The 19,249-nt window shown below is 63.6% G+C and carries 19 protein-coding genes; 7 read left to right on the top strand and 12 right to left on the bottom strand.

The annotated features are described in order from the left end of the window. Nucleotides 1-36 precede the first annotated feature (36 nt). The 4 genes from kdpC to kdpF are packed head-to-tail and all read right to left on the bottom strand — an operon-like array spanning nt 37 to nt 4,678. Nucleotides 37-654, bottom strand: a complete 618-nt coding sequence (gene kdpC / locus DNK89_RS02730; RefSeq protein ID WP_108496989.1) for a potassium-transporting ATPase subunit KdpC — start codon at nt 652-654, stop codon at nt 37-39. 51 nt (nt 655-705) lie between these two features. Next, nucleotides 706-2,772, bottom strand: coding sequence for a potassium-transporting ATPase subunit KdpB (gene kdpB, locus DNK89_RS02725; RefSeq protein ID WP_110958791.1), 2,067 nt, complete (start codon nt 2,770-2,772; stop codon nt 706-708). Between the two features lie 20 nt (nt 2,773-2,792). Next, nucleotides 2,793-4,586 (bottom strand): potassium-transporting ATPase subunit KdpA, encoded by a 1,794-nt coding sequence (kdpA, locus tag DNK89_RS02720; protein ID WP_110958790.1) that lies wholly within the window; start codon nt 4,584-4,586, stop codon nt 2,793-2,795. Beyond that, nucleotides 4,583-4,678, bottom strand: coding sequence for a K(+)-transporting ATPase subunit F (kdpF, locus tag DNK89_RS02715; RefSeq protein ID WP_056062349.1), 96 nt, complete (start codon nt 4,676-4,678; stop codon nt 4,583-4,585). Before kdpF ends, kdpA begins: the two co-directional genes overlap by 4 nt. Nucleotides 4,679-5,170: 492 nt before the next feature. Here kdpF and DNK89_RS02710 point away from each other — a divergent pair, with 492 nt between their 5' ends. After that, complete coding sequence (locus DNK89_RS02710; protein WP_110958789.1) at nt 5,171-6,073, top strand: DMT family transporter; 903 nt, start codon at nt 5,171-5,173, stop codon at nt 6,071-6,073. A 22-nt stretch (nt 6,074-6,095) separates the two neighbouring features. Here the strand turns inward: DNK89_RS02710 and DNK89_RS02705 are convergent, their stop codons facing one another. The 5 genes from DNK89_RS02705 to lptF all read right to left on the bottom strand — a co-directional run bounded on the left by DNK89_RS02705 (nt 6,096) and on the right by lptF (nt 10,941). Further along, nucleotides 6,096-7,262, bottom strand: a complete 1,167-nt coding sequence (locus tag DNK89_RS02705) for a pyridoxal phosphate-dependent aminotransferase (protein WP_110958788.1) — start codon at nt 7,260-7,262, stop codon at nt 6,096-6,098. Between the two features lie 57 nt (nt 7,263-7,319). Continuing rightward, nucleotides 7,320-8,261 carry a CysB family HTH-type transcriptional regulator gene (locus DNK89_RS02700; RefSeq protein WP_056062356.1) on the bottom strand — a complete coding sequence of 314 codons (942 nt, stop codon included), beginning with the start codon at nt 8,259-8,261 and terminating at the stop codon, nt 7,320-7,322. 73 nt (nt 8,262-8,334) lie between these two features. Then, complete coding sequence (locus DNK89_RS02695) at nt 8,335-8,706, bottom strand: sirohydrochlorin chelatase (RefSeq protein WP_110958787.1); 372 nt, start codon at nt 8,704-8,706, stop codon at nt 8,335-8,337. A 22-nt stretch (nt 8,707-8,728) separates the two neighbouring features. After that, a complete protein-coding gene (lptG, locus tag DNK89_RS02690; RefSeq protein WP_015014258.1) occupies nt 8,729-9,838 on the bottom strand; it encodes an LPS export ABC transporter permease LptG in 1,110 nt (369 codons plus the stop codon). Continuing rightward, on the bottom strand, nt 9,835-10,941 hold the full coding sequence (lptF, locus tag DNK89_RS02685) for an LPS export ABC transporter permease LptF (protein WP_110958786.1): 1,107 nt from the start codon (nt 10,939-10,941) through the stop codon (nt 9,835-9,837). The genes lptG and lptF overlap by 4 nt, the downstream gene beginning before the upstream one ends. 23 nt (nt 10,942-10,964) lie before the next feature. On the opposite strand from lptF, the gene DNK89_RS02680 reads away from it, so the two are divergent. From DNK89_RS02680 to DNK89_RS02665, 4 genes are all read left to right on the top strand, one after another. After that, nucleotides 10,965-12,521, top strand: a complete 1,557-nt coding sequence (locus tag DNK89_RS02680; RefSeq protein WP_110958785.1) for a leucyl aminopeptidase — start codon at nt 10,965-10,967, stop codon at nt 12,519-12,521. Nucleotides 12,522-12,528: 7 nt separating this feature from the next. Beyond that, nucleotides 12,529-12,963: a DNA polymerase III subunit chi gene (locus DNK89_RS02675; RefSeq protein ID WP_110958784.1), complete on the top strand. Its 435-nt coding sequence runs from the start codon at nt 12,529-12,531 to the stop codon at nt 12,961-12,963. A gap of 344 nt (nt 12,964-13,307) precedes the next feature. Next, complete coding sequence (locus DNK89_RS24680; protein WP_238990671.1) at nt 13,308-13,559, top strand: hypothetical protein; 252 nt, start codon at nt 13,308-13,310, stop codon at nt 13,557-13,559. Between the two features lie 131 nt (nt 13,560-13,690). Beyond that, nucleotides 13,691-14,818, top strand: a complete 1,128-nt coding sequence (locus tag DNK89_RS02665) for a branched-chain amino acid ABC transporter substrate-binding protein (RefSeq protein WP_060984712.1) — start codon at nt 13,691-13,693, stop codon at nt 14,816-14,818. 133 nt (nt 14,819-14,951) lie between these two features. Here DNK89_RS02665 and DNK89_RS02660 read toward each other — a convergent pair whose 3' ends face one another. The 3 genes from DNK89_RS02660 to lexA form a co-directional block, all read right to left on the bottom strand. After that, entirely contained in the window at nt 14,952-15,959 is a 1,008-nt protein-coding gene (locus tag DNK89_RS02660) for a D-2-hydroxyacid dehydrogenase family protein (RefSeq protein WP_015014252.1), read from the bottom strand. Nucleotides 15,960-16,377: 418 nt separating this feature from the next. Next, nucleotides 16,378-16,677: a hypothetical protein gene (locus tag DNK89_RS24490; RefSeq protein ID WP_162604232.1), complete on the bottom strand. Its 300-nt coding sequence runs from the start codon at nt 16,675-16,677 to the stop codon at nt 16,378-16,380. A gap of 383 nt (nt 16,678-17,060) precedes the next feature. Further along, nucleotides 17,061-17,735: a transcriptional repressor LexA gene (gene lexA, locus DNK89_RS02655; protein WP_110958782.1), complete on the bottom strand. Its 675-nt coding sequence runs from the start codon at nt 17,733-17,735 to the stop codon at nt 17,061-17,063. 83 nt (nt 17,736-17,818) lie between these two features. Here lexA and DNK89_RS02650 point away from each other — a divergent pair, with 83 nt between their 5' ends. Next, nucleotides 17,819-18,778, top strand: a complete 960-nt coding sequence (locus DNK89_RS02650) for an asparaginase (protein WP_110958781.1) — start codon at nt 17,819-17,821, stop codon at nt 18,776-18,778. A 20-nt stretch (nt 18,779-18,798) separates the two neighbouring features. Beyond that, nucleotides 18,799-19,218, top strand: coding sequence for a hypothetical protein (locus tag DNK89_RS02645; RefSeq protein WP_110958780.1), 420 nt, complete (start codon nt 18,799-18,801; stop codon nt 19,216-19,218). The last annotated feature ends 31 nt before the right edge of the window (nt 19,219-19,249 follow it).

The raw sequence follows: 19,249 nt of genomic DNA, 5'->3' as shown, positions 1-19,249 counted from the left end.
ATAGGCCTCAAGCGCTAGTATCAATTGCGCTGATAGCTATTTATTTGATAGCGAATCGAGTGCCAGATTCAAGGCCAGAACGTTCACACGCGGCTCGCCCAGCAGGCCCAGCCAGGGGGTGTCGGTGTGCTGCTGTACCAAGGCTTGCACTTGTCCCACGGGCAGGCCTCTGGCACGGGCCACGCGTTCGCTCTGGTAGGCCGCGGCTGCCGGGCTGATGTGTGGGTCCAGCCCGCTGGCCGACGCGGTGACCAGGTCCACGGGCACGGGGCGGGTGTTGCCCGGGTCGGCGGCACGGAGCGCTTCAATGCGCGCCTTGACGGTATCGGTCAACGCCGGGTTGGTGGGGCCCAGATTGGAGCCACCCGAGGCCGATGCGTTGTAGGGCATGGGCGCTGTGGCCGATGGGCGGCCCCAGAAGTGGCCAGGCTCGGTGAACGACTGGCCGATCAGCTCGGAGCCCACTGCCTTGCCACCCTGGGTGATGAGGCTGCCGTTGGCCTGGTGCGGGAAGGCCGTTTGTGCGACACCGGTCACGGCCAGCGGGTAGAGCAGGCCGGTGACGATGGACAGCACGACGAACAGCGTGAGGGCAGGGCGCAGCAGGCCGCCTGGGCTGGCGGGCACGTCGTCGCGGGGAATACGGATAGGCATACGATTTTCCTTGTCAGTGATTAGGGCGCTGTGTTGGCGAATGGGCAGCGATCAGGTCAACCCGGCTGCGGCCAGCACCATGTCAATCAACTTGATGCCAATGAATGGCACCACCATGCCCCCCAGCCCATAAATGGCCAGGTTGCGGCGCAGCAGCGCGGCGGCACCCACGGCGCGGTAGGCCACGCCTTTCAAGGCCAGCGGGATCAGGAAGATGATGATCAGCGCGTTGAACACCACGGCGGACAGGATGGCCGACGAGGGGCTGGCCAGGTGCATGAAATTCAGCGCCGACAGCTGCGGGTAGGTGGTGACAAACGCCGCCGGGATGATCGCGAAGTACTTGGCAATGTCGTTGGCAATGCTGAAGGTGGTGAGCGAGCCGCGTGTCATCAGCATCTGCTTGCCGGTCTCCACGATCTCGATGAGCTTGGTGGGGTTGCTGTCCAGGTCCACCATGTTGCCCGCCTCCTTGGCGGCCTGGGTGCCGGTGTTCATGGCCACGGCCACGTCGGCCTGGGCCAGGGCGGGCGCATCGTTGGTGCCGTCGCCGGTCATGGCCACCAGCTGGCCATTGGCCTGGTAGCTGCGGATGAGCTGCAGCTTGGCCTCGGGTGTGGCCTCGGCCAGGAAGTCGTCCACACCCGCTTCGGCCGCGATCGCGGCGGCCGTCAGGCGGTTGTCGCCCGTCACCATCACGGTCTTGATGCCCATGCGGCGCAGCTCGGCAAAACGCTCCTTGATGCCGCCCTTGACCACGTCTTTGAGCTCCACCACGCCCAGCACGTGGGCGCCATCGGCCACCACCAGCGGGGTGCTGCCACGGCGCGATACATCGTCCACTGCGGTCTGTACGGCGGTGGGGAAGCGCCCGCCCAGGGCTTCCACATGCTTGCGGATGGCGTCGGCCGCGCCCTTGCGCAGCAGGCGAGGGCCGGGCAGATCGACTCCGCTCATGCGGGTTTGCGCCGTAAAGGGCACAAACACCGCCTGCAGGCTGGAAAGGTCACGTTCGCGCAGATTGAACTTCTGCTTGGCCAGCACCACGATGCTGCGGCCTTCGGGGGTTTCGTCGGCCAGCGATGCAAGCTGGGCGGCGTCTGCCAATGCCGCATCGGTCACGCCGGGCGCAGACACGAACTGGCTGGCCTGGCGGTTGCCCAGGGTGATGGTGCCGGTCTTGTCCAGCAGCAGCACGTCCACATCGCCCGCAGCCTCCACCGCGCGGCCCGAGGTGGCGATCACATTGGCCTGCATCATGCGGCTCATGCCCGCCACACCAATGGCGCTGAGCAAGCCCGCGATGGTGGTGGGGATCAGGCACACCAGCAGGGCCACCAGCACCACCAGGCTCACTGGCTCGCCCGCGCCGCTGGCCTGCACGCTGAACAGCGAGAACGGCAGCAGCGTGACCACCACGCCCAGAAACACGATGGTGAGCGCGACCAGCAGGATGGTCAGCGCGATCTCGTTGGGTGTCTTGTGGCGTTTGGCGTTCTCCACCATGGCGATCATGCGGTCGACAAAGGTCTCGCCAGGGTTCACGGCCACTCGCACCACGATCCAGTCGGACAGCACGCGGGTGCCGCCGGTCACGGCCGAGAAGTCGCCGCCCGATTCGCGGATCACCGGCGCCGATTCGCCCGTGATGGCACTTTCGTCCACCGACGCCACCCCGTCGATCACCTCGCCATCGGCGGGAATGGTGTCACCGGCTTCCACCAGCACCACATCGCCCTTGCGCAGGTGGGCGGCCTCCAGCGGCAGCCAGGTCATCTCGGTGCGCGGGGTGGTGCGGTCGAAATGACCGTCCAGCTTCTTCGCCCAGGTCTGCTTTTTCAGCCCGCGCAGCGAGGCCGCCTGGGCCTTGCTGCGGCCTTCGGCCATGGCCTCGGCAAAATTGGCAAACAGCACGGTGAACCACAGCCACAGCGCCACGGCAGCGGTGAAGCCCTCGGGCTTGCTGGCGGCCAGTGCGGTGGTGAAGGCGCTGCCCACGTACACCACAAACATCACCGGGTTGCGCCATTGCACGCGCGGGTCCAGCTTCTTGAAAGCCTCTAGCAGCGCGGGGCGTACCAGGGCGGGGTCAAACAGGGTCAATGTTTTGCGAGTCATCACAATCTCCCAGCCATTTCTTAACGGGGTGTGAGCACGAGATGCTCTACCACCGGGCCCAGCGCGAGGGCGGGCACATAGTTCAGCAACCCCACCAGCAGCACCACGCCCGCCAGCAGCGCCACAAACAGCGGGCCGTGGGTGGGCAAGGTGCCATCGGTGGCGGTAGCGCGCTTCTTGGCGGCGAGGGACCCAGCCATGGCCAGCACCGGCACGATCACGCCAAAGCGGCCCAACCACATGGCCACGGCCAGCAGCACGTTGTAGAAGGGGGTGTTGGCCGACAGGCCAGCGAAGGCGCTGCCGTTGTTGTTGGCGGCGGAAGACAGCGCGTACAGCACCTGGCTGAAGCCGTGTGCGCCAGGGTTGGAGAGGCCTGCGCGGCCTGCCTCGCTCATCACCGCCACGGCCGTGCCCAGCAGCACCAGCAGGGGCGTGACGAGGATGGCGATGGAGACGAGCTTCATCTCATGCGTTTCGATCTTCTTGCCCAGGTACTCGGGCGTGCGGCCAATCATCAGCCCGGCGATGAACACCGCCATGATGGCGAACACCAGCATGCCGTACAGGCCCGAGCCCACGCCGCCAAACACCACCTCGCCCATCTGCATCAGCACGAGGGGCACCATGCCGCCGAGGGGGGTGAAGCTGTCGTGCATCGCAATTACCGCGCCGCAGCTGGCCGCCGTGGTGATGACGGCGAACAGGGCCGAGGTGGCGATGCCAAAGCGCGTTTCCTTGCCTTCCATATTGCCGCCTGCCTGCAGGGCGCTGGCGGCCTGGTCCACACCCAGCGATGAAAGCAGCGGGTTGCCCTGCTGCTCGAAGGCGGTGGCTGCCACTACTGCGACCACGAAGAGCAGACTCATCGTTGCCAGAATCGTCCAGCCCTGGCGCTCATCGCCCGCCATGCGGCCAAACACCAGGCACAGCGCAGCTGGGATCAGGAAGATCGCCAGCATCTGCAACAGGTTGCTCGCGGCCGAGGGGTTCTCGAACGGGTGGGCCGAGTTGGCGTTGAAGAAGCCGCCACCGTTGGTGCCCAGCATCTTGATGGCCAACTGCGAGGCCACGGGGCCCATGGCCAGCGTCTGGGTGGTTTGTGTGGCGGGCTCGGTGACCGGAGCGCCCTGGGCGTCCAGCACCGGCTGGCCTGCGCTATCGAGCTTGGGGGCGTCGTAGTGGACAGGCTCCAGCGTCTGCACTGGCGTGTAAGGCGACAGGTTCTGGATCACGCCCTGGCCTGCGAACACCACCGCCAACACCAGCGACAGGGGCAGCAGCACCCAGAGCGTGGCCCGGGTCAGGTCGGCCCACACATTGCCAATGGATTGTGCTGAGTGCCTTGAAAAGCCACGCACCAGCGCGATGACCACCACCAAGCCCGTGGCGGCAGACAGAAAGTTCTGCACCGTCAGCGCCAGCATCTGCGTGAGGTAGCTCATGGTGCTCTCGCCGCCATAGCCTTGCCAGTTGGTGTTGGTGACAAAACTGATGGCCGTGTTGAAGGCCGAATCGGGTGCCACCGCAGCCATGCCCTGAGGGTTGAGCGGCAGCACCGCTTGCCAGCGCTGCAGCGCATACACGGCCAGCACGCCCAGGCCATTGAACACCAGCAGGCCCAGCGCGTAGCGCAGCCAGCCGGTTTCCTCATCGGGCCGCACGCCTGCCAGCCTGAAGAGCGGGCCTTCCAGCCGCCGCCCGAGGGCAAAGCGTCCCGCCATCACGGTGTCGATGTAACGCGCCAGCGGCCAAGCCAGCGCCAGCAGCAGTGCCAAAAACACCGCCAATTGCAGCCAGGCACCGGTGCTCATGAAAAGTCCTCCGGCCGCAGCAGCACGGCGATCAGGTACACCAAAAGCGCAGCGGCGAGCACGGCCGCCAGAATCATCCAGCCGCTGGTCATGACCGTCCCCCTTGTGCTTGGCGTTGCAGCAGCGTGCAACCCTTGGCCAAGCCATAGACGGCCAGCCAGAGCAGGCCTCCCACCGCCATCAATATCCAGTCCATAGCGTCCTCCTTGAGACATGGACCGATGCTAGGAACGGCCGCATCAAGATGGGCGCAAGAGTACGGTGTGGGGTATCAAGATCGCATCAAGATGCGCGGGCGCCAGGTCTGGCTGGCAGAAAGATGTATGGCAATTTGCTATTGAATTTATAGCTGTATGCGCATGATATTCAAGCGCTACAGACCATTTCTATTCAGAGTTTTGCCTTAAAGCGCGGGTTTACTGGTTCTCGCACCGGTTTCGGGCGTCAGCACGCCCGGCAAGTGTGGCGCACCTTGAGGTCTGTCCGTTCTCCCAACGGGTCATTAGAGAACGCTCACATTGGCCTGCAGCAAAAGCGCTCGCAAGCTGCGATCATCCCCACCCTGCATCACGCTTCTGTTCTCCATGACCCAGGCCACACCGCTCCGTCCCCGCGCTTCCAGTCCGCTCGATTCCCTCGTCCCTCTGCTGTTTGTGACGCTCTGGAGCACCGGCTTTATTGGCGCCAAGCTGGGGCTGCCGTATGTGGAGCCGCTGACCTTTCTGGCGCTGCGGTTTGCCATCGTCATCGTGCTCATGCTCGCGGTGGTCGCCGTGGCGCATGCGCCGTGGCCGCCTTCGGGCAGGGCCTGGCTGCACATCGGGGTGTCGGGCCTGCTGGTGCACGGTGTGTACCTGGGCGGGGTGTTCATGGCCATCGGGCACGGGCTGCCGTCGGGCATTACAGCGCTGGTGGTGGGGTTGCAGCCGCTGCTGACAGCCCTGGTGGCCGGGGCTTTGCTGGGCGAGAAGGTGCGGCCTGCCCAATGGGCGGGCCTGGCCCTGGGCTTCACCGGCGTGGCGCTGGTGGTGGCCGGCAAGGTGGCTACCGTGCCGGCGGGTGCTTTGCTGGGCATGCTGCTGCCGGCGGTGGTCGCGCTGCTGGGCATCACGGCGGGCACGCTGTACCAGAAGCGGTTTTGCCCCTCGTTCGACTTGCGCACGGGCTCGGTCATTCAGTACCTGCCCTGCGCGGTGGCCATGGCCGTCGTCGCCTACGCCACCGAATCCATGGCCATATCGTGGACCGGCGAGTTTGTGTTTGCGCTGGGCTGGCTGGTGCTTGTGCTCTCACTGGGGGCCGTGAGCCTGTTGAACCTGCTCATCCGCCGGGGCGGCGCGGTCAATGTGGCCAGCCTGTTCTACCTGACCCCGCCCACCACAGCGCTGATCGCCTGGGCCATGTTTGGCGAGACGCTCAGCGGCTGGGCGTTGGCGGGGATGGCCCTGGCGGCTGCGGGGGTGTGGCTGGCGCGGCAGACGAAGTAAGAGCCCTGGAGGGCCCTGCGGATCAGAGCTTGCGCAGCCGCTCCAGCGCGGCGCGCAGCGTCTCATCCTTCTTGGCAAAGCAGAACCGCACCACGCGCTGGTCAAATCCGTCGCCATAAAACGCCGACAACGGAATCGCCGCCACGCCCACCTCGCGGGTGAGCCACTGGCAGAAATCGGCCTCGTTCAAATCGCTGATCGCCGAAATGTCCACGCACTGGAAGTAGCTGCCCGTGCTGGGCAGCAGCTTGAAGCGCGAGCCCGCCAAGCCCTCGCGGAACAGGTCGCGTTTGGCCTGGTAGAACGCGGGCAACTGCAGATAGGGCGTGGGGTCTTGCAGGTAGGCTGCCAAGCCGTGCTGCACGGGGGTGTTGACGGTGAACACGTTGAACTGGTGCACCTTGCGAAACTCGGCCGTCAGCGCTGCGGGCGCAGCCACGGTGCCGACCTTCCAGCCGGTGACGTGGAAGGTCTTGCCAAAGCTCGACACGATGAAGGCGCGGGCGGCCAGGCCGGGAAAGCGCGCGGCGCTCTGGTGCTCGGCGCCGTCGAACACCATGTGCTCGTACACCTCGTCGCTGATGAGCAGGATGTCGGTGGGGGCGAGCAGGTCTTCGAGCTGGCGCATTTCCTCGGCCGTCCAGATGGTGGCGCTGGGGTTGTGCGGGCTGTTGATGAGGATGGCGCGGGTGCGCGGCGCGATGGCGGCGCTGATCTTGGCGAAGTCGGGGCGGAAGGTGCCTGGCGTGAGCGGCACGCGCACGGCCTTGCCGCCAGCCAGCTCGATGTTGGGTACATAGCTGTCGTAGCAGGGGTCGAGCACGATCACCTCATCACCCGGGTGCACGATGGCGAGTATGGCGGTGATGATGGCCTGCGTGGCGCCCGCAGTGATGGTGATTTCGGTGTTGGGGTTGTAGGCGCGGCCGTGCAGTGCCTCGATCTTGCGGGCCACGGCTTCGCGCAGGGCGGGCACACCGGTCATGGGCGGGTACTGGTTGTGGCCGGCTTGCATGGCGGCGGTGACAGCGTTCACCAGCTCGGGCGCGCATTCAAAGTCAGGAAAGCCCTGGCCCAGGTTCACCGCCTTGTGTTCGGTGGCCAGCGCCGACATCACGGTGAAGATGGTGGTGCCGACGTTGGGCAGCTTGCTGGGGAAGGCGGGTGTGCGGGCGGTGGCTTGGGTCATGGCGCTGCAGCGTGGAAAACGTGGAAAGGGTCGGGATGTTTTGGGTCCGAGCTGGGGTCACAGCTCGTAGTCGTTGACATGGCCCGTCATCGCACGGGCAATCAGCTCGCGGCTCAGGCGGTCGCTGAGCAGTTCGGCAAACTTGTAGACAAAGTTGCGCAGGTAGGCGCCGCGCTTGAAGGCCACACGAGCCACGCTCTGGCCGAACAGGTGGCCCACGGGGCGCACGGCGAGGTCGCCCACCGGGTCATCGCGCATGGCCATCTCAGCCACGATGCCGATGCCCAGGCCCAGGCGCACATAGGTCTTGATCACGTCGGAGTCGATGGCTTCGAGCACGATGCGGGGCGTGAGCTTGCGCGCCGCAAAGGCATGGTCGATCTTGCCCCGGCCGGTGAAAGAAGGGTGGTAGGTGATGAGGGCTTCATGGGCCAGGTCATCCAAACCAATGCGCTCCTTTTGTGCCAGCGGGTGATCGTTGGGCACGACCAGCACGTGCTGCCATTCGTAGCAGGGCAGGGTGACGAGTTCGGGGTAGTCGGCCAGGGATTCGGTGGCCATGCCGATCTCGGCCACCTCGTCGATGATCATGCGGGCTACTTCGTGCGGTGTGGCCTGGTGAAGGCTCACGTTGACCTTGGGGTAGGCCTCGCGCAGGCGCGCCACGGGCACGGGCAGCACGTAGCGCGCCTGGGTGTGGGTGGTGGCGATGCTGAGGGTGCCGCTGTCTTGCGCGCTGAACTGCTCGCCAATGCGCTTGAGGTTGCCCACCTCGCGCATGATGACTTCGATGCTTTTGAGCACATGCTGGCCGGGCTCGGTGATGCGCTTGAGGCGCTTGCCGTGGCGGGCAAAGATGTCCACGCCCAGTTCTTCTTCCAGCTCGATGATGGCTTTGGAGACGCCCGGCTGCGAGGTGTGCAGGGCCTTGGCGGCCTCGGTCAGGTTGAGGTTGCGGCGCGCAGCCTCTTGAACGAAGCGGAATTGGTGCAGATTCATATCGAATATTGCCTAAAGGATTGCATCATTATGCTGCAATCGTCTAAGCAAGTGGGCCGCACTCTCGGAAATTTCAGATCGGCGGGCTTTCGCAGGCGATCTCGGCCATCAGTGCCGTCATGCGGGGGTCTTCTCCGATGGCTGTCTGCACATGGAATTGAACTCCAGGATGTGCGGTGCGGAGCTCTTGCACCAGTAAGGGCAAGTCTTCCCGGGCATGTTTGCCGGTGCCCAGGAACATGGGAACCACCGTGACAGCGGTGGCCCCATCGTCCACCAGTTGCCGGACGGCGTCTGGCAGGGAGGGTTCACACAGTTCCAGGTAGGCGCAGATAGCTTGGCGGCCAGGGCTTTGCGCCGCAATGCGCGTTGCGACTGCCTCCATAGGGGCGCGCCACAAGGGGTCGCGGGACCCGTGGGCAAACAGGACGATGGCTTGGGTCATGGGGCGAGGCAAAGTCAGATTGTCAGCGTCTCAGCACCAGCCAGCCAAATGCCGCCAGCGAGAGCAGGGAATAGATCAGGCCGGGCGCCGCTGCTGTCAGCCATGGCGACCAGTTTTGCAGGTTGCCCGCATAGCCGAAAACGTTGTTGAGCAAGAAGAAGCTGATACCCGCCATCACGCCACCGAACACGTAACCCGCAATGCCGCCCGAGCGGAAATGCAGGTAGGCAAAAGGTAGCGCCAGCACCACCATCACCAGACAGCTCAAGGGGTAGAACACCTTGCGCCAGAACTCGATCTCGTACTTCTGCGCGGACTGTCCATTGGCGTTCAGATGTCGGATGAACTGAAAGAGGTCCAGCGTGGCCATGCGATCGGGTTTGAGCAGGGACGCCGCCACCATGTCGGCGCTGATCTTGGTCGGCCACTGCAGGGAGGGGCTCTCCAGATGCTCCACGCGGGCCTCGTTCTTGTCGCTTTGTTGTTCAAAGTGACTGCGCTGCACCTTCTCCAGGGTCCACGATCCATCGGTGCCGAACTGCCCCGACGCAGCCCGGGTCTGCGACGCCAGGCGCCCCTTCTCGTCAAACTCGAAGATGCGCACGTCCAGCATGCCGCCATTGGGGGTGAGTGCGCGCACGTTGACGGCAAAGGAATGGTCCTCTTGCCGTTCTTTGAGCCATGCGCCTGTGGCGCCCGCCGTCAGCCGCCCCAGGTAGCGCACTTTGATGAGCTGCGCGGTGCGGTCGGTCAATGGGGCTAGGTAATCACCGACGGCGAAGGTCAGCAGCACAAAGACGCCGCCGAGCGTGAGCAAGGTGCGCAGCGCGCGCCAGGGGCCCATGCCGCTGGTGCGCATGATGGTGAATTCCGAGCTTTGGGCCAGGCGCGCCATCACGAAGATGGTGCCAATCAGTACCGTGATGGGCAGTAGTTCATACAGGTGACTGGGAATGCTGAGCACCACAAACAGCAACGCGTGCGATAGCTGGTAGCCATCCTCCCCGGCACGGCCCACCCAGCGGAGCTCATCCACCAGGTCAAAGAAGAAGAAGAGGGCCAGAAAACCTACGGTGACGAAGGTGACGGCGCCCAGGGCCTCGCGGTGAATCAGGCGGCGGATGGTTTTCATGCGGACTGTCCTCTCGCCTCAGCAGATCGCCAGAGGCGGCGCACCGTCCATTGGTTGTGGCGCACCGCCAGCACCAGCAGCGAGGCTGCCAGCATGCCGCCATGCAGCATCACCATGAAGCTGGTCAGGCCCAGCCGGTCGGCACCCACCCAGCTCTGGCCCAGGGTCATGAGGTTGTAGTAGACGATGAATGCAAACAGCGCGAACACCATGCTGGTGCTGCGCGCTGCACGCGGGTTGACGCTGGCCACGGCCAGGCCCAGCAGCACAAAGTTGAGGGCAGCGAGTGCAAGGCCCAGCCGCCATCCCAGCTCGGCGCGGTAGGCGGGCAGCGGCTGCATTACGAGGTCGTAGGTGGTGCGTGTCTTCACCGCCTGCTCTTCAGCCGACCCAGGGGGCGCGCTGCCGATGCGGGTGCCGTACAGGCTGAACTCGCTGATCTTCACACCGGGCTTGTCCCGCGACGTCTCCAGGCGCTGGCCGTCGCTCAGCAGGGCCATGCGTTCACCGCCCTGGGTCTCCAGCCGGGCGCTGCGGGCGGAGGTGACGGATTCGCGTTTGCCGTCATTGGCGGCAATGAAGACGTTGTTGGCCGCCAGTGTGTCCGGGGTGTCCTTGTCAATAAAGAACACGCGGCTGCCGTTGGACGACTCCTGGAACTCGCCCGGAGCGATGCGGTCGATGTCGCTGCGCTGCTCGTAGCGGGTCTTGAGTTCCTGGATCTGGGAGTTGGCCCATGGCCACACCAGCAGCGACAGCACGGCGATCACCACCATCACCGGCCAGGCAAAGCGCAGCAGGGGTCGCACCAGACTGATGAGGCCGCGCCCGCTGGCGAACCAGATCACCATTTCGCTGTCGCGGTACATGCGCGATAGCGTGCCGACCACCGCAATGAACAGACTGAGGCTGAGAATGGTGGGCAATTGCCCCAAGACGGTGAAGCCCATGACGAGCATCACGTCGGACGGGCTGACGCTGCCCTTGGAGGCCTGGCCCAGCGTGCGGATGAGCATCATGGTCATGACCACGGTCACCAGCACCACAAGGGTCGCGCCGAAGCTGCGCGCCAGCTCCTTGCGGATGGATGAATCGAATAACATTGGCTCGAAGGAAAACACCAATTATGAACTTTGATCTCAAGACCCTTGAACTTGCTGCGGCAGCTTCGGAGAAATGCGACCTGCTGATCGTGATGCTTCCCGAGGGCTTCAAGCCCGGCAAGGATGCGCTGTCCGCCCTGGCAGCCCTGGCGCTCAAGAACGGAGATCTGACCACCAAAGCCGGTAAACACCTGCAGCTCTACCAGGTGCCTGCCGTCGCAGCCCGCCGCGTGGTGCTGGTGGGCCTGGGTGACGGCTCGGCGCGCGCAGCGCGCCAGGCGCTGCAGTCGCTGGGCGGCGCCATCAAGGCGCCACACACCAAGCGCGTGGTGCTGTGTTTCGCGGGCGAGGCCCCTGCGGCGGCCGTCAGCGCTGCTGTTCAGGCCGTGGCAGATGTGAGCTATGTGTACACCACCACCAAAACCAAGGTGGAGGCACGCAGCCTGAGCCGCTGTGTGGTGGGCGTGCCGGATGCGGCCAGCGCGCGTGACGGGTTTGACAGCGGTGTGGCCTTGGTGGCTGGCGTGGAGTTTGCGCGGGAATGGGGCAACCGCCCGGCCAACCATGCCACCCCCAACCTGCTGGCTGACGCGGCCAAAACCCTCGCCAAGCTGCCACGCATCCAGTGCAAGGTGCATGGCCCCGCAGAGGTGGCGCGCCTGGGCATGGGCGCTTTCATGGCGGTGGCCAAGGGCTCTGAAGAGCCGCTGCGTTTCATCGAGCTGCGCTACAACGGCGCGGCCAAGGACCAGGCGCCCATCGTTCTGGTGGGCAAAGGCATCACCTTTGACACCGGCGGTATCTCGATCAAGCCCGCGCCCGAGATGGACGAGATGAAGTTCGACATGTGCGGCGCTGCCAGTGTGCTGGGCACCTTCCGCGCGCTGGGAGAGTTGCAGCCTGCCGTCAATGTGGTGGGCCTGATCCCGGCGTGCGAAAACATGCCCGACGGGCGCGCCGTCAAGCCGGGCGATGTGGTTACGAGCATGAGCGGCCAGACCATCGAGATTCTGAACACCGATGCAGAGGGGCGCCTGGTGTTGTGCGATGCGTTGACCTACGCCGCGCGATTCAAGCCTGCCGCGGTGGTGGATATCGCCACACTGACGGGTGCCTGCGTGATCGCGCTGGGCGGCGTGCGCAGCGGCCTGTTCGCTAACAACGATGGTCTGGCGGAGTCTTTGCAGGCGGCCGGCGAAGCCGCGCAAGACCTTTGCTGGCGCATGCCCCTGGATGACGACTATGCGGACGGCCTCAAGAGCAACTTTGCCGACATGGGCAATGTGGCCGGCCGTGCGGGTGGCTCCATCACCGCTGCCAAGTTCTTGCAAAAGTTCGTGGGCGACATGCCGTGGGCGCATCTGGACATTGCAGGCACCGCGTGGAAAGGTGGGGCGGCCAAGGGTTCTACAGGCCGGCCCGTGGGGCTGCTGGTGCACTATGTGCTCGAACAGTCCAGGTCGCAGGTCCGTACGGCAAAGGCCCCCAAGTCCGCGTCGCGCTCTGCGACCAGCAAGGCGGCTACGGGCACTGCCCGCAAGCCTGCCGCTAAGCGGCCCGCTGGCAGCAAGTCTGCCTGACCGTGCCATGACCGAGGTGGCCTTTCACTTCAATGCGCCCGACAAGCTGGCGTATGCATGCCGGTTCGCGCGCAAAGTGCAGCGCAGCGGAGCCCGCCTGGTCATCGCAGCGCCGGCGGATGCGCTCCAGACGCTGGACCGCATGCTCTGGTTGATGGCCCCCCAGGACTTTGTGGCCCATTGCCACGCCGATGCTGACGAGGAGCTGGTTCAGGCTTCGCCGGTATTGTTGGCGCAGGATGCACGCTTGGCGCCGCACCACGAAGTCTTGCTGAATCTTCATGCGGAAGTGCCCGAGGGTTTTGGCCGGTTTGACCGCCTGGTGGAAGTCGTGAGTGCCCAGGACGAAACCGACCGTGCCCAGGCGCGTACGCGATGGCGCCATTACGCGTCCCGTGGCTATGCCATTACCCGCCACGATCTGGTGCTGAAAGCGGGCTGATGGCGCTTCCACCCAAGACCCCTCCGCGTTTCGTGCCCACGCTCACCGAAGTGGTGCAAGTGCCCGACGCCGCGTCCCCGGCGCCGGGCGCTACGAATCCAGCAGCGCGCACAACAGTTCTTTCTCCATCGCAGTCGGCTGCGCTGGCAAAGGCAGCCCCGCCCACCGTGCGACCCGCTGCGATGCCGCAGGCCAGTGCACTCGCCTCTGCGGCGCGTCCTGCGGCGGCGCCCTTCGTTGCGCCACCACCGGTGGTTTCTCCTCAAGCGTCGCGCGCTGTGGCTTCACCTGCCCAGCAACGTCCATCAACCTTCGCTGCTGCCACTTCCGTAGGGATGCCACCAGTGTCCGCGCCTGTTGCGGCCCGCGCCTTGCCCGAAGGGATGGAGGAATACATGGTGCACCGCGTCATGCAGCGTGTGGATGTGGTGCTCGATCAGCGCCTTCGCGAGGCAATCGCCACAGTGGTGCAGGAGCAGACGCGTTCGGTACTGCCACGCCTGCGCGAAGAGATCGAATCAGTGGTTCGGCACGCGGTGTATGAAGCCGTGGCAGACGAGTTGGCCAGCGGTGCGCCGCCTGCGCCAAAGGGATGACAGGGTATTCCCCTGTGGTTTCTCTCGCGTTTAATCGTGTTCCCTAATGATCTGGCCCGTAAATTGCGATATGTTCGCCTGCGTTGAGACACAAGAAGATTCTCAGCGTTTATCTTTACTGGAGATTTGATATGCAATTGAAGTTGAAACTGACCGTGGTTGCTGCTATCGCGGCTGTTGCTGGTGTGGCCTCTGCACAAGAGCAGGTGGTCAAGATCGGCCACGTGGCTCCGGTTTCCGGCGCCCAAGCCCACTACGGCAAGGACAACGAAAATGGCGCCCGCATGGCCATTGAAGAGCTGAACGCTCAAGGCGTCACCATCGGCGGCAAGAAGATCAAATTCGAGCTGCAAGCTGAAGATGACGCTGCCGATCCAAAGCAGGGCACTGCTGCTGCACAAAAGCTGTGCGACTCCAAGGTCGTTGGCGTTGTCGGCCACCTCAACTCCGGTACCACGATTCCCGCCTCCAAGGTGTACAACGATTGCGGCATCCCCATGGTGACGGGCGCTGCAACCAACCCCAACCTGACCAAGCCTGGCTACAAGACCACGTTCCGTATCATCGCCAACGACAACGCCCTCGGCGCTGGTCTGGCGTTCTACGCAGTGGACACGCTGAAGCTCAAGACCGTTGCGATCATCGATGACCGTACGGCTTACGGCCAAGGCGTTGCCGACGTGTTCAAGAAGACCGCTACGGCCAAGGGCATGAAGGTGGTGGACGAGCAGTTCACGACCGACAAGGCCACCGACTTCATGGCCATCTTGACCGCCATCAAGGCCAAGAACCCCGACGCCATCTTCTACGGCGGCATGGACCCTCAAGCCGGCCCCATGCTGCGCCAGATGGAGCAACTGGGCATGGCCAACGTCAAGTACTTCGGTGGTGACGGCGTTTGCACGTCTGAAATCGCCAAGCTGGCTGCTGGCGCCAAGACCCTGGCCAACGTGATCTGCGCTGAAGGCGGCTCCTCGCTGGCCAAGATGCCTGGCGGCACCGCCTGGAAGGCCAAGTACGACGCCAAGTACCCTGGCCAGTTCCAGGTGTACAGCCCCTACACCTATGACGCCACGTTCCTGCTGGTCGACGCCATGAAGCGCGCCAATTCCGTGGACCCCAAGGTGTACGTGAACGAACTGGCCAAGGCCAACTTCAAGGGCGTGACCTCCACCATCGCCTTCGAGCCCAACGGCGAAATGAAGAACCCAGCCATCACGCTGTACGTCTACAAGGACGGCAAGAAGACACCTCTGTAATTGAGTGTGGCTTGCTGCTGTGGGGCATTTCGATGCCCCGCGGCCATCAAAAACGGCTTCCCTCGGGAAGCCTTTTTGTTGTGAGGTACAACAGCCAGTCGCGTAATTGGAGCTGGTGGATGACCGACAGCCGCTAGCGTCTCACCTGTAATGAGCCCGGGTTCACGATGTTGGTGGGTGTGCCTTTGATGAAATTCACCACGTTGTCAAACGCTGCACCAAAGTAGAGCTCGTAGCTGTCCTGCTCGACATACCCAATGTGTGGTGTGCAAATGCAATTTTCCAGGCGGAGCAGGGCGTGACCCTGCAGGATGGGTTCGCTCTCGAACACATCCACCGCTGCCAAGCCTGGGCGACCCCGATTGAGGGCCGCGATCAGTGCGTCTGGCTCGATCAGCTCTGCGCGTGATGTATTGACCAGCAGCGAAGTGGGCTTCATGCACGAAAGGTCTTCGAGCGAGATGATGCCGCGCGTCTCGTCGTTCAGGCGCAGGTGCAAAGAGATCACGTCGCATTGCGAGAAGAACTCTTCCCGTGTGGCCGCTGCCTGGTAGCCGTCTGTCAACGCCTGCGCACGCGATGCCTCTCGACCCCAGACGCGCACGTTCATGCCAAACGCGCGTCCGTACCCAGCCACCAGTTGTCCAATGCGGCCATAGCCCCAGATGCCCAGGGTCTTGCCCCTCAGCACGTTGCCAATCCCGAAGTTGGCGGGCATCGAGGCGGTCTTGAGACCAGACTGCTGCCAGGCGCCATGTTTGAGGTTGGAGATGTACTGGGGCAGCCGGCGCATGGAGGCCATCACCAGGGCCCAGGTCAGCTCAGCCGGTGCAACCGGGGACCCAACTCCCTCTGCCACGGCAATGCCGCGCTCGGTACATGCCGCCACATCAATGTGGCTGCCAATCTTGCCGGTCTGTGCGATGAGCTTGAGCCGAGGGAGCTTCTCTACCAATTGGCGCGTGATCTGGGTCCGTTCACGGATCAGCACGATGATGTCTGCATCTTTGAGACGCACCGAAAGCTGCCCCAGCCCCTTGACCGTGTTGGTGTAGACCTTGGCGGTGTATGCGTCGAGCCGCGATGCGCAATGCAGCTTGCGCACTGCATCCTGGTAATCGTCGAGGATCACAATGTTCATCCCGACATTGTGCCTTGGTGGGCGCGGAGAAGAGCCCCCCAAGCCCTGTGGGCATGCCAAAGCCTCCAGTTTTTGGTGACGGAGTGCTGCGGAAAAACCAGAAATGGCCTTATTACTCCGCACGACCGCACGACCGCACGACCGCACGACCGCACGATTGGCGCAGGCTGGCGTCAGTGTTTTGTGTCGATCAAGATCGGGTAAGGCTCAGCACCAGCCTTGAAGCTTTGGGTGCAATCCTCACACCACCTCATCGGAGTTAGCTCCTTAACGTGAAGGGGAGGCCGTCATCGTGGGCGGTATTAGGTAGCGTTTTCCACCTTAGGCCGCTCGCAATGTCCAGTAAATCAGGCCCTGACAGCCTCGGATGCCGCCAAACGGTCCAGCTCTGCGCAGACATCTGCCATGCGGCCTGCAATCACCAGGCGTCCGGTACCTGCGGCGTCAGAAGCCCGGCGCAGCACTTTGGTTGTTCGTGGGCCGCAGGAAGCCGTACCCACCGCTGATAGGAAAGCTTGCCGTTTGCTGCCGCCCATGTGTGTTGGCAGAAAAGAGCGCTGCGTGTCGGGCAAACGGGCAGGGCTTTCTGGCGCTCGTGCAGGTGGTTTGGCCGTAAAAGGCCAGTTCCCGCGAGGAGCACGTTGTCCTTGGTGCTGTTCAGCACGATGAAGTGTTGCAACGTCTGCAGCCCGTCTTTGGGAAATAAAGGGCGATGCATTCCCAAATTCAGTGGACTCTCTTGTCTCTGCTTGCTCCGGTAGGGTCGTCTTGTCTGCAGACGCTAGCTCCGCACTGGCAAACAGCTTTTTGAGGCTGCGAACAGGGCTCTGCAGGGCAGAAAGGGTGAACAAAGCAATTCCCATGTGAAAACTCCGAAAGTCGGGGGTTGAACATAGGCAGGATTGCAAAGTGGCTGAGTACCGGATCTCTCAAAAGCAGCGTGAGACTGTCCCCTGCGGTGCAGGCAACTGCTCCGCCGATTCATCACACATAGCTTGGAAGTTGTTGGCACTCAACGGGACCCGCATCGCAGGGCTGGTGTACTGACCAGAATCTGTCCACCAAACGCCCGCCACCCACGGTGCGGCCCCTGAGCGCGTGCTACATCAGCATGGTGTTGCGGATAAGGCCCACTGCCAGGCCTTCGATCTCAAAGGGCTCACCCGGCTGCACCACGATCACGGGATAGTCGGGGTTCTCGGGCAACAACTCAATGGCGTTGGCGGTACGGCGAAGGCGCTTGACAGTGACGTCGTCACCCAGGCGGGCGACGATGATCTGGCCGTTGCGGGCTTCGCGGGTGGATTGAACGGCCAGCAAATCGCCATCCATGATGCCCGCGTCACGCATCGACATGCCCCGCACCTTGAGCAGGTAATCGGGCTTGTGCTGGAAGAGGCTGTTTTCTACGCTGTAGGTCTGGTCTACATGTTCCTGCGCGAGAATGGGCGACCCCGCAGCCACCCGGCCTACCAAAGGCAAGACCAGTTGCGACAGGCCCGGGATGGGCAGGCTGAACTGGCTGCCGCGCGCGGCGTTGATGGAGCGCACCGTGTCGCCGCGCAGGCGGATGCCCCGTGAGGTGCCGCTGACCAGCTCAATCACCCCTTTACGGGCAAGAGCCTGAAGGTGTTCTTCTGCCGCGTTGGCTGACTTGAAACCCAGCTCGGCCGCGATTTCTGCGCGGGTGGGAGGCGCGCCGGTGCGTGCGATAGCGGTCTGGATGAGATCCAGAATCTGCTGCTGGCGGGCGGTGAGTTTGGGGTTGTCGAGCATGGTGGTTTCCGGTGCAGGCGGTTACAGTGATGAACAACTGTTTTTTAATCCAGTAACTGTATTTTTCACCAGTTTTTCGGAGTATGCAAGTGAGTGGGCAAAAAATTGTGGTTTTGGGCACCGGTGGCACGATTGCGGGCACCTCGGCCCAAGCGGGGGACAACATTGGCTACACCGCCGCGCAGGTGGGCGTGGAACAACTGCTGACGGCCGTGCCCGGTCTGCAGGCTCTGGCAGGCGGCGCCTTGGTTGCAGAGCAAGTTGCGCAGATCGACAGCAAGGACATGGATAGTGAGGTGTGGCGCACGCTGGCATTGCGTTGCGCCCACCATCTGAATGACTCGGAGGTGAGGGGGGTGGTCATCACCCACGGCACGGACACCCTGGAAGAAACAGCGTGGTTCTTGCACGAAGTGCTGGACGCCGCCAAACCCGTGGTGCTGACCTGCGCGATGCGGCCTGCCACAGCCTTGACCCCCGATGGCCCCCAGAACCTGCTGGACGCGGTGGCAACTGTATTGGTGCCAGGTGCCACCGGTGTGCTGGCTGTTGCGGCGGGTGAAGTGCATGGCGCACGGTATGTGCAAAAGGTGCATCCTTACCGCGTCAATGCCTTCAGCTCGGGGGATGCTGGACCTTTGGGTTGGGTGGAAGAGGGGGTAGTCCGTTGGGCATGCAATAGCCCGGCGGTGCAGGTAGAAAATGCCGATGGTGCTATCAATAATATAGTTAATGCTGCTGCCTGGCCGTGGGTGGAAATCGTCATGAATCATGCCGGGGCATCGGGCAGGGCGGTGGATGCGCTGGTGCGAGAGGGCGTGCAGGGCCTGGTGGTGGCCTGCACCGGCAATGGCACGATTCACCACGATCTGGAGGCCGCTTTGGTGCGCGCGCAGAACGCCGGGGTGCGGGTGGTGCGCTCCACCCGCTGCGCGGAGGGGCAGGTGCTGCCCAAGCCGGGGGACGCGCTGCCCGCCTCGCAGGGCCTGTCGCCGGTCAAGGCGCGGGTTGCCCTGATGCTGGATTTGCTGCGGATGCATTGATCTAAAAAGGGCCGGCAGCCGTGTTCACCGCACTCAAGACACACGCCTGGGCTTACCCCGCGCTGGAGGTCGTCCATATCATCGGTATTGCGTTGCTGCTGGGCAATCTGGTGCTGCTGGAGTTGCGGGTCTTCGGACGTGGTGTGGCACTGCCGGTGAAAGACCTCGCGCGGCTGAGTCTCACTGTGGCGCTGTGCGGCTTCGGATTGGCCGCAGCGTCGGGGCTGCTGATGTTTGCCACCCAGCCTGCAGAGCTGCTCAGCAACCGCGCCTTCACCTTGAAGATGCTGTTGTTAATGCTTGCGGGCTGCAACGCGGCGTGGTTTCATGCACGCGGTTCGCTTGCATGCCTGGACGGGTTGGCGCGCGTGCAGATGCTGGTGTCCACCGTGATCTGGCTGTCGGTGGTGGCCTGTGGCCGCTGGATTGCGTACCTTTGATATGACCCCTTGAAGCGGGTTTTATTCCTAC

This window comes from Acidovorax sp. ST3, from assembly GCF_003231145.1.
Classification (GTDB): domain Bacteria; phylum Pseudomonadota; class Gammaproteobacteria; order Burkholderiales; family Burkholderiaceae_C; genus Acidovorax.
Note: the sequence above shows the minus strand (reverse complement) of the source record. Positions and strands in the feature narration are given on the sequence as shown.

What these genes read in the sequence shown, in the direction of transcription:
- DNK89_RS02680 (WP_110958785.1), top strand. Translation starts at nt 10,965, where the DNA reads ATGAACTTTGATCTCAAGACCCTTGAACTTGCTGCGGCAGCTTCGGAG.
- DNK89_RS24490 (WP_162604232.1), bottom strand. Translation starts at nt 16,677, where the DNA reads ATGCATCGCCCTTTATTTCCCAAAGACGGGCTGCAGACGTTGCAACAC.
- kdpC (WP_108496989.1), bottom strand. Translation starts at nt 654, where the DNA reads ATGCCTATCCGTATTCCCCGCGACGACGTGCCCGCCAGCCCAGGCGGC.
- kdpA (WP_110958790.1), bottom strand. Translation starts at nt 4,586, where the DNA reads ATGAGCACCGGTGCCTGGCTGCAATTGGCGGTGTTTTTGGCACTGCTG.
- DNK89_RS02665 (WP_060984712.1), top strand. Translation starts at nt 13,691, where the DNA reads ATGCAATTGAAGTTGAAACTGACCGTGGTTGCTGCTATCGCGGCTGTT.
- DNK89_RS02695 (WP_110958787.1), bottom strand. Translation starts at nt 8,706, where the DNA reads ATGACCCAAGCCATCGTCCTGTTTGCCCACGGGTCCCGCGACCCCTTG.
- lexA (WP_110958782.1), bottom strand. Translation starts at nt 17,735, where the DNA reads ATGCTCGACAACCCCAAACTCACCGCCCGCCAGCAGCAGATTCTGGAT.
- kdpB (WP_110958791.1), bottom strand. Translation starts at nt 2,772, where the DNA reads ATGACTCGCAAAACATTGACCCTGTTTGACCCCGCCCTGGTACGCCCC.
- DNK89_RS02705 (WP_110958788.1), bottom strand. Translation starts at nt 7,262, where the DNA reads ATGACCCAAGCCACCGCCCGCACACCCGCCTTCCCCAGCAAGCTGCCC.
- lptF (WP_110958786.1), bottom strand. Translation starts at nt 10,941, where the DNA reads ATGTTATTCGATTCATCCATCCGCAAGGAGCTGGCGCGCAGCTTCGGC.
- lptG (WP_015014258.1), bottom strand. Translation starts at nt 9,838, where the DNA reads ATGAAAACCATCCGCCGCCTGATTCACCGCGAGGCCCTGGGCGCCGTC.
- DNK89_RS02660 (WP_015014252.1), bottom strand. Translation starts at nt 15,959, where the DNA reads ATGAACATTGTGATCCTCGACGATTACCAGGATGCAGTGCGCAAGCTG.
- DNK89_RS02650 (WP_110958781.1), top strand. Translation starts at nt 17,819, where the DNA reads ATGCAAGTGAGTGGGCAAAAAATTGTGGTTTTGGGCACCGGTGGCACG.
- DNK89_RS02710 (WP_110958789.1), top strand. Translation starts at nt 5,171, where the DNA reads ATGACCCAGGCCACACCGCTCCGTCCCCGCGCTTCCAGTCCGCTCGAT.
- DNK89_RS02700 (WP_056062356.1), bottom strand. Translation starts at nt 8,261, where the DNA reads ATGAATCTGCACCAATTCCGCTTCGTTCAAGAGGCTGCGCGCCGCAAC.
- kdpF (WP_056062349.1), bottom strand. Translation starts at nt 4,678, where the DNA reads ATGACCAGCGGCTGGATGATTCTGGCGGCCGTGCTCGCCGCTGCGCTT.
- DNK89_RS02675 (WP_110958784.1), top strand. Translation starts at nt 12,529, where the DNA reads ATGACCGAGGTGGCCTTTCACTTCAATGCGCCCGACAAGCTGGCGTAT.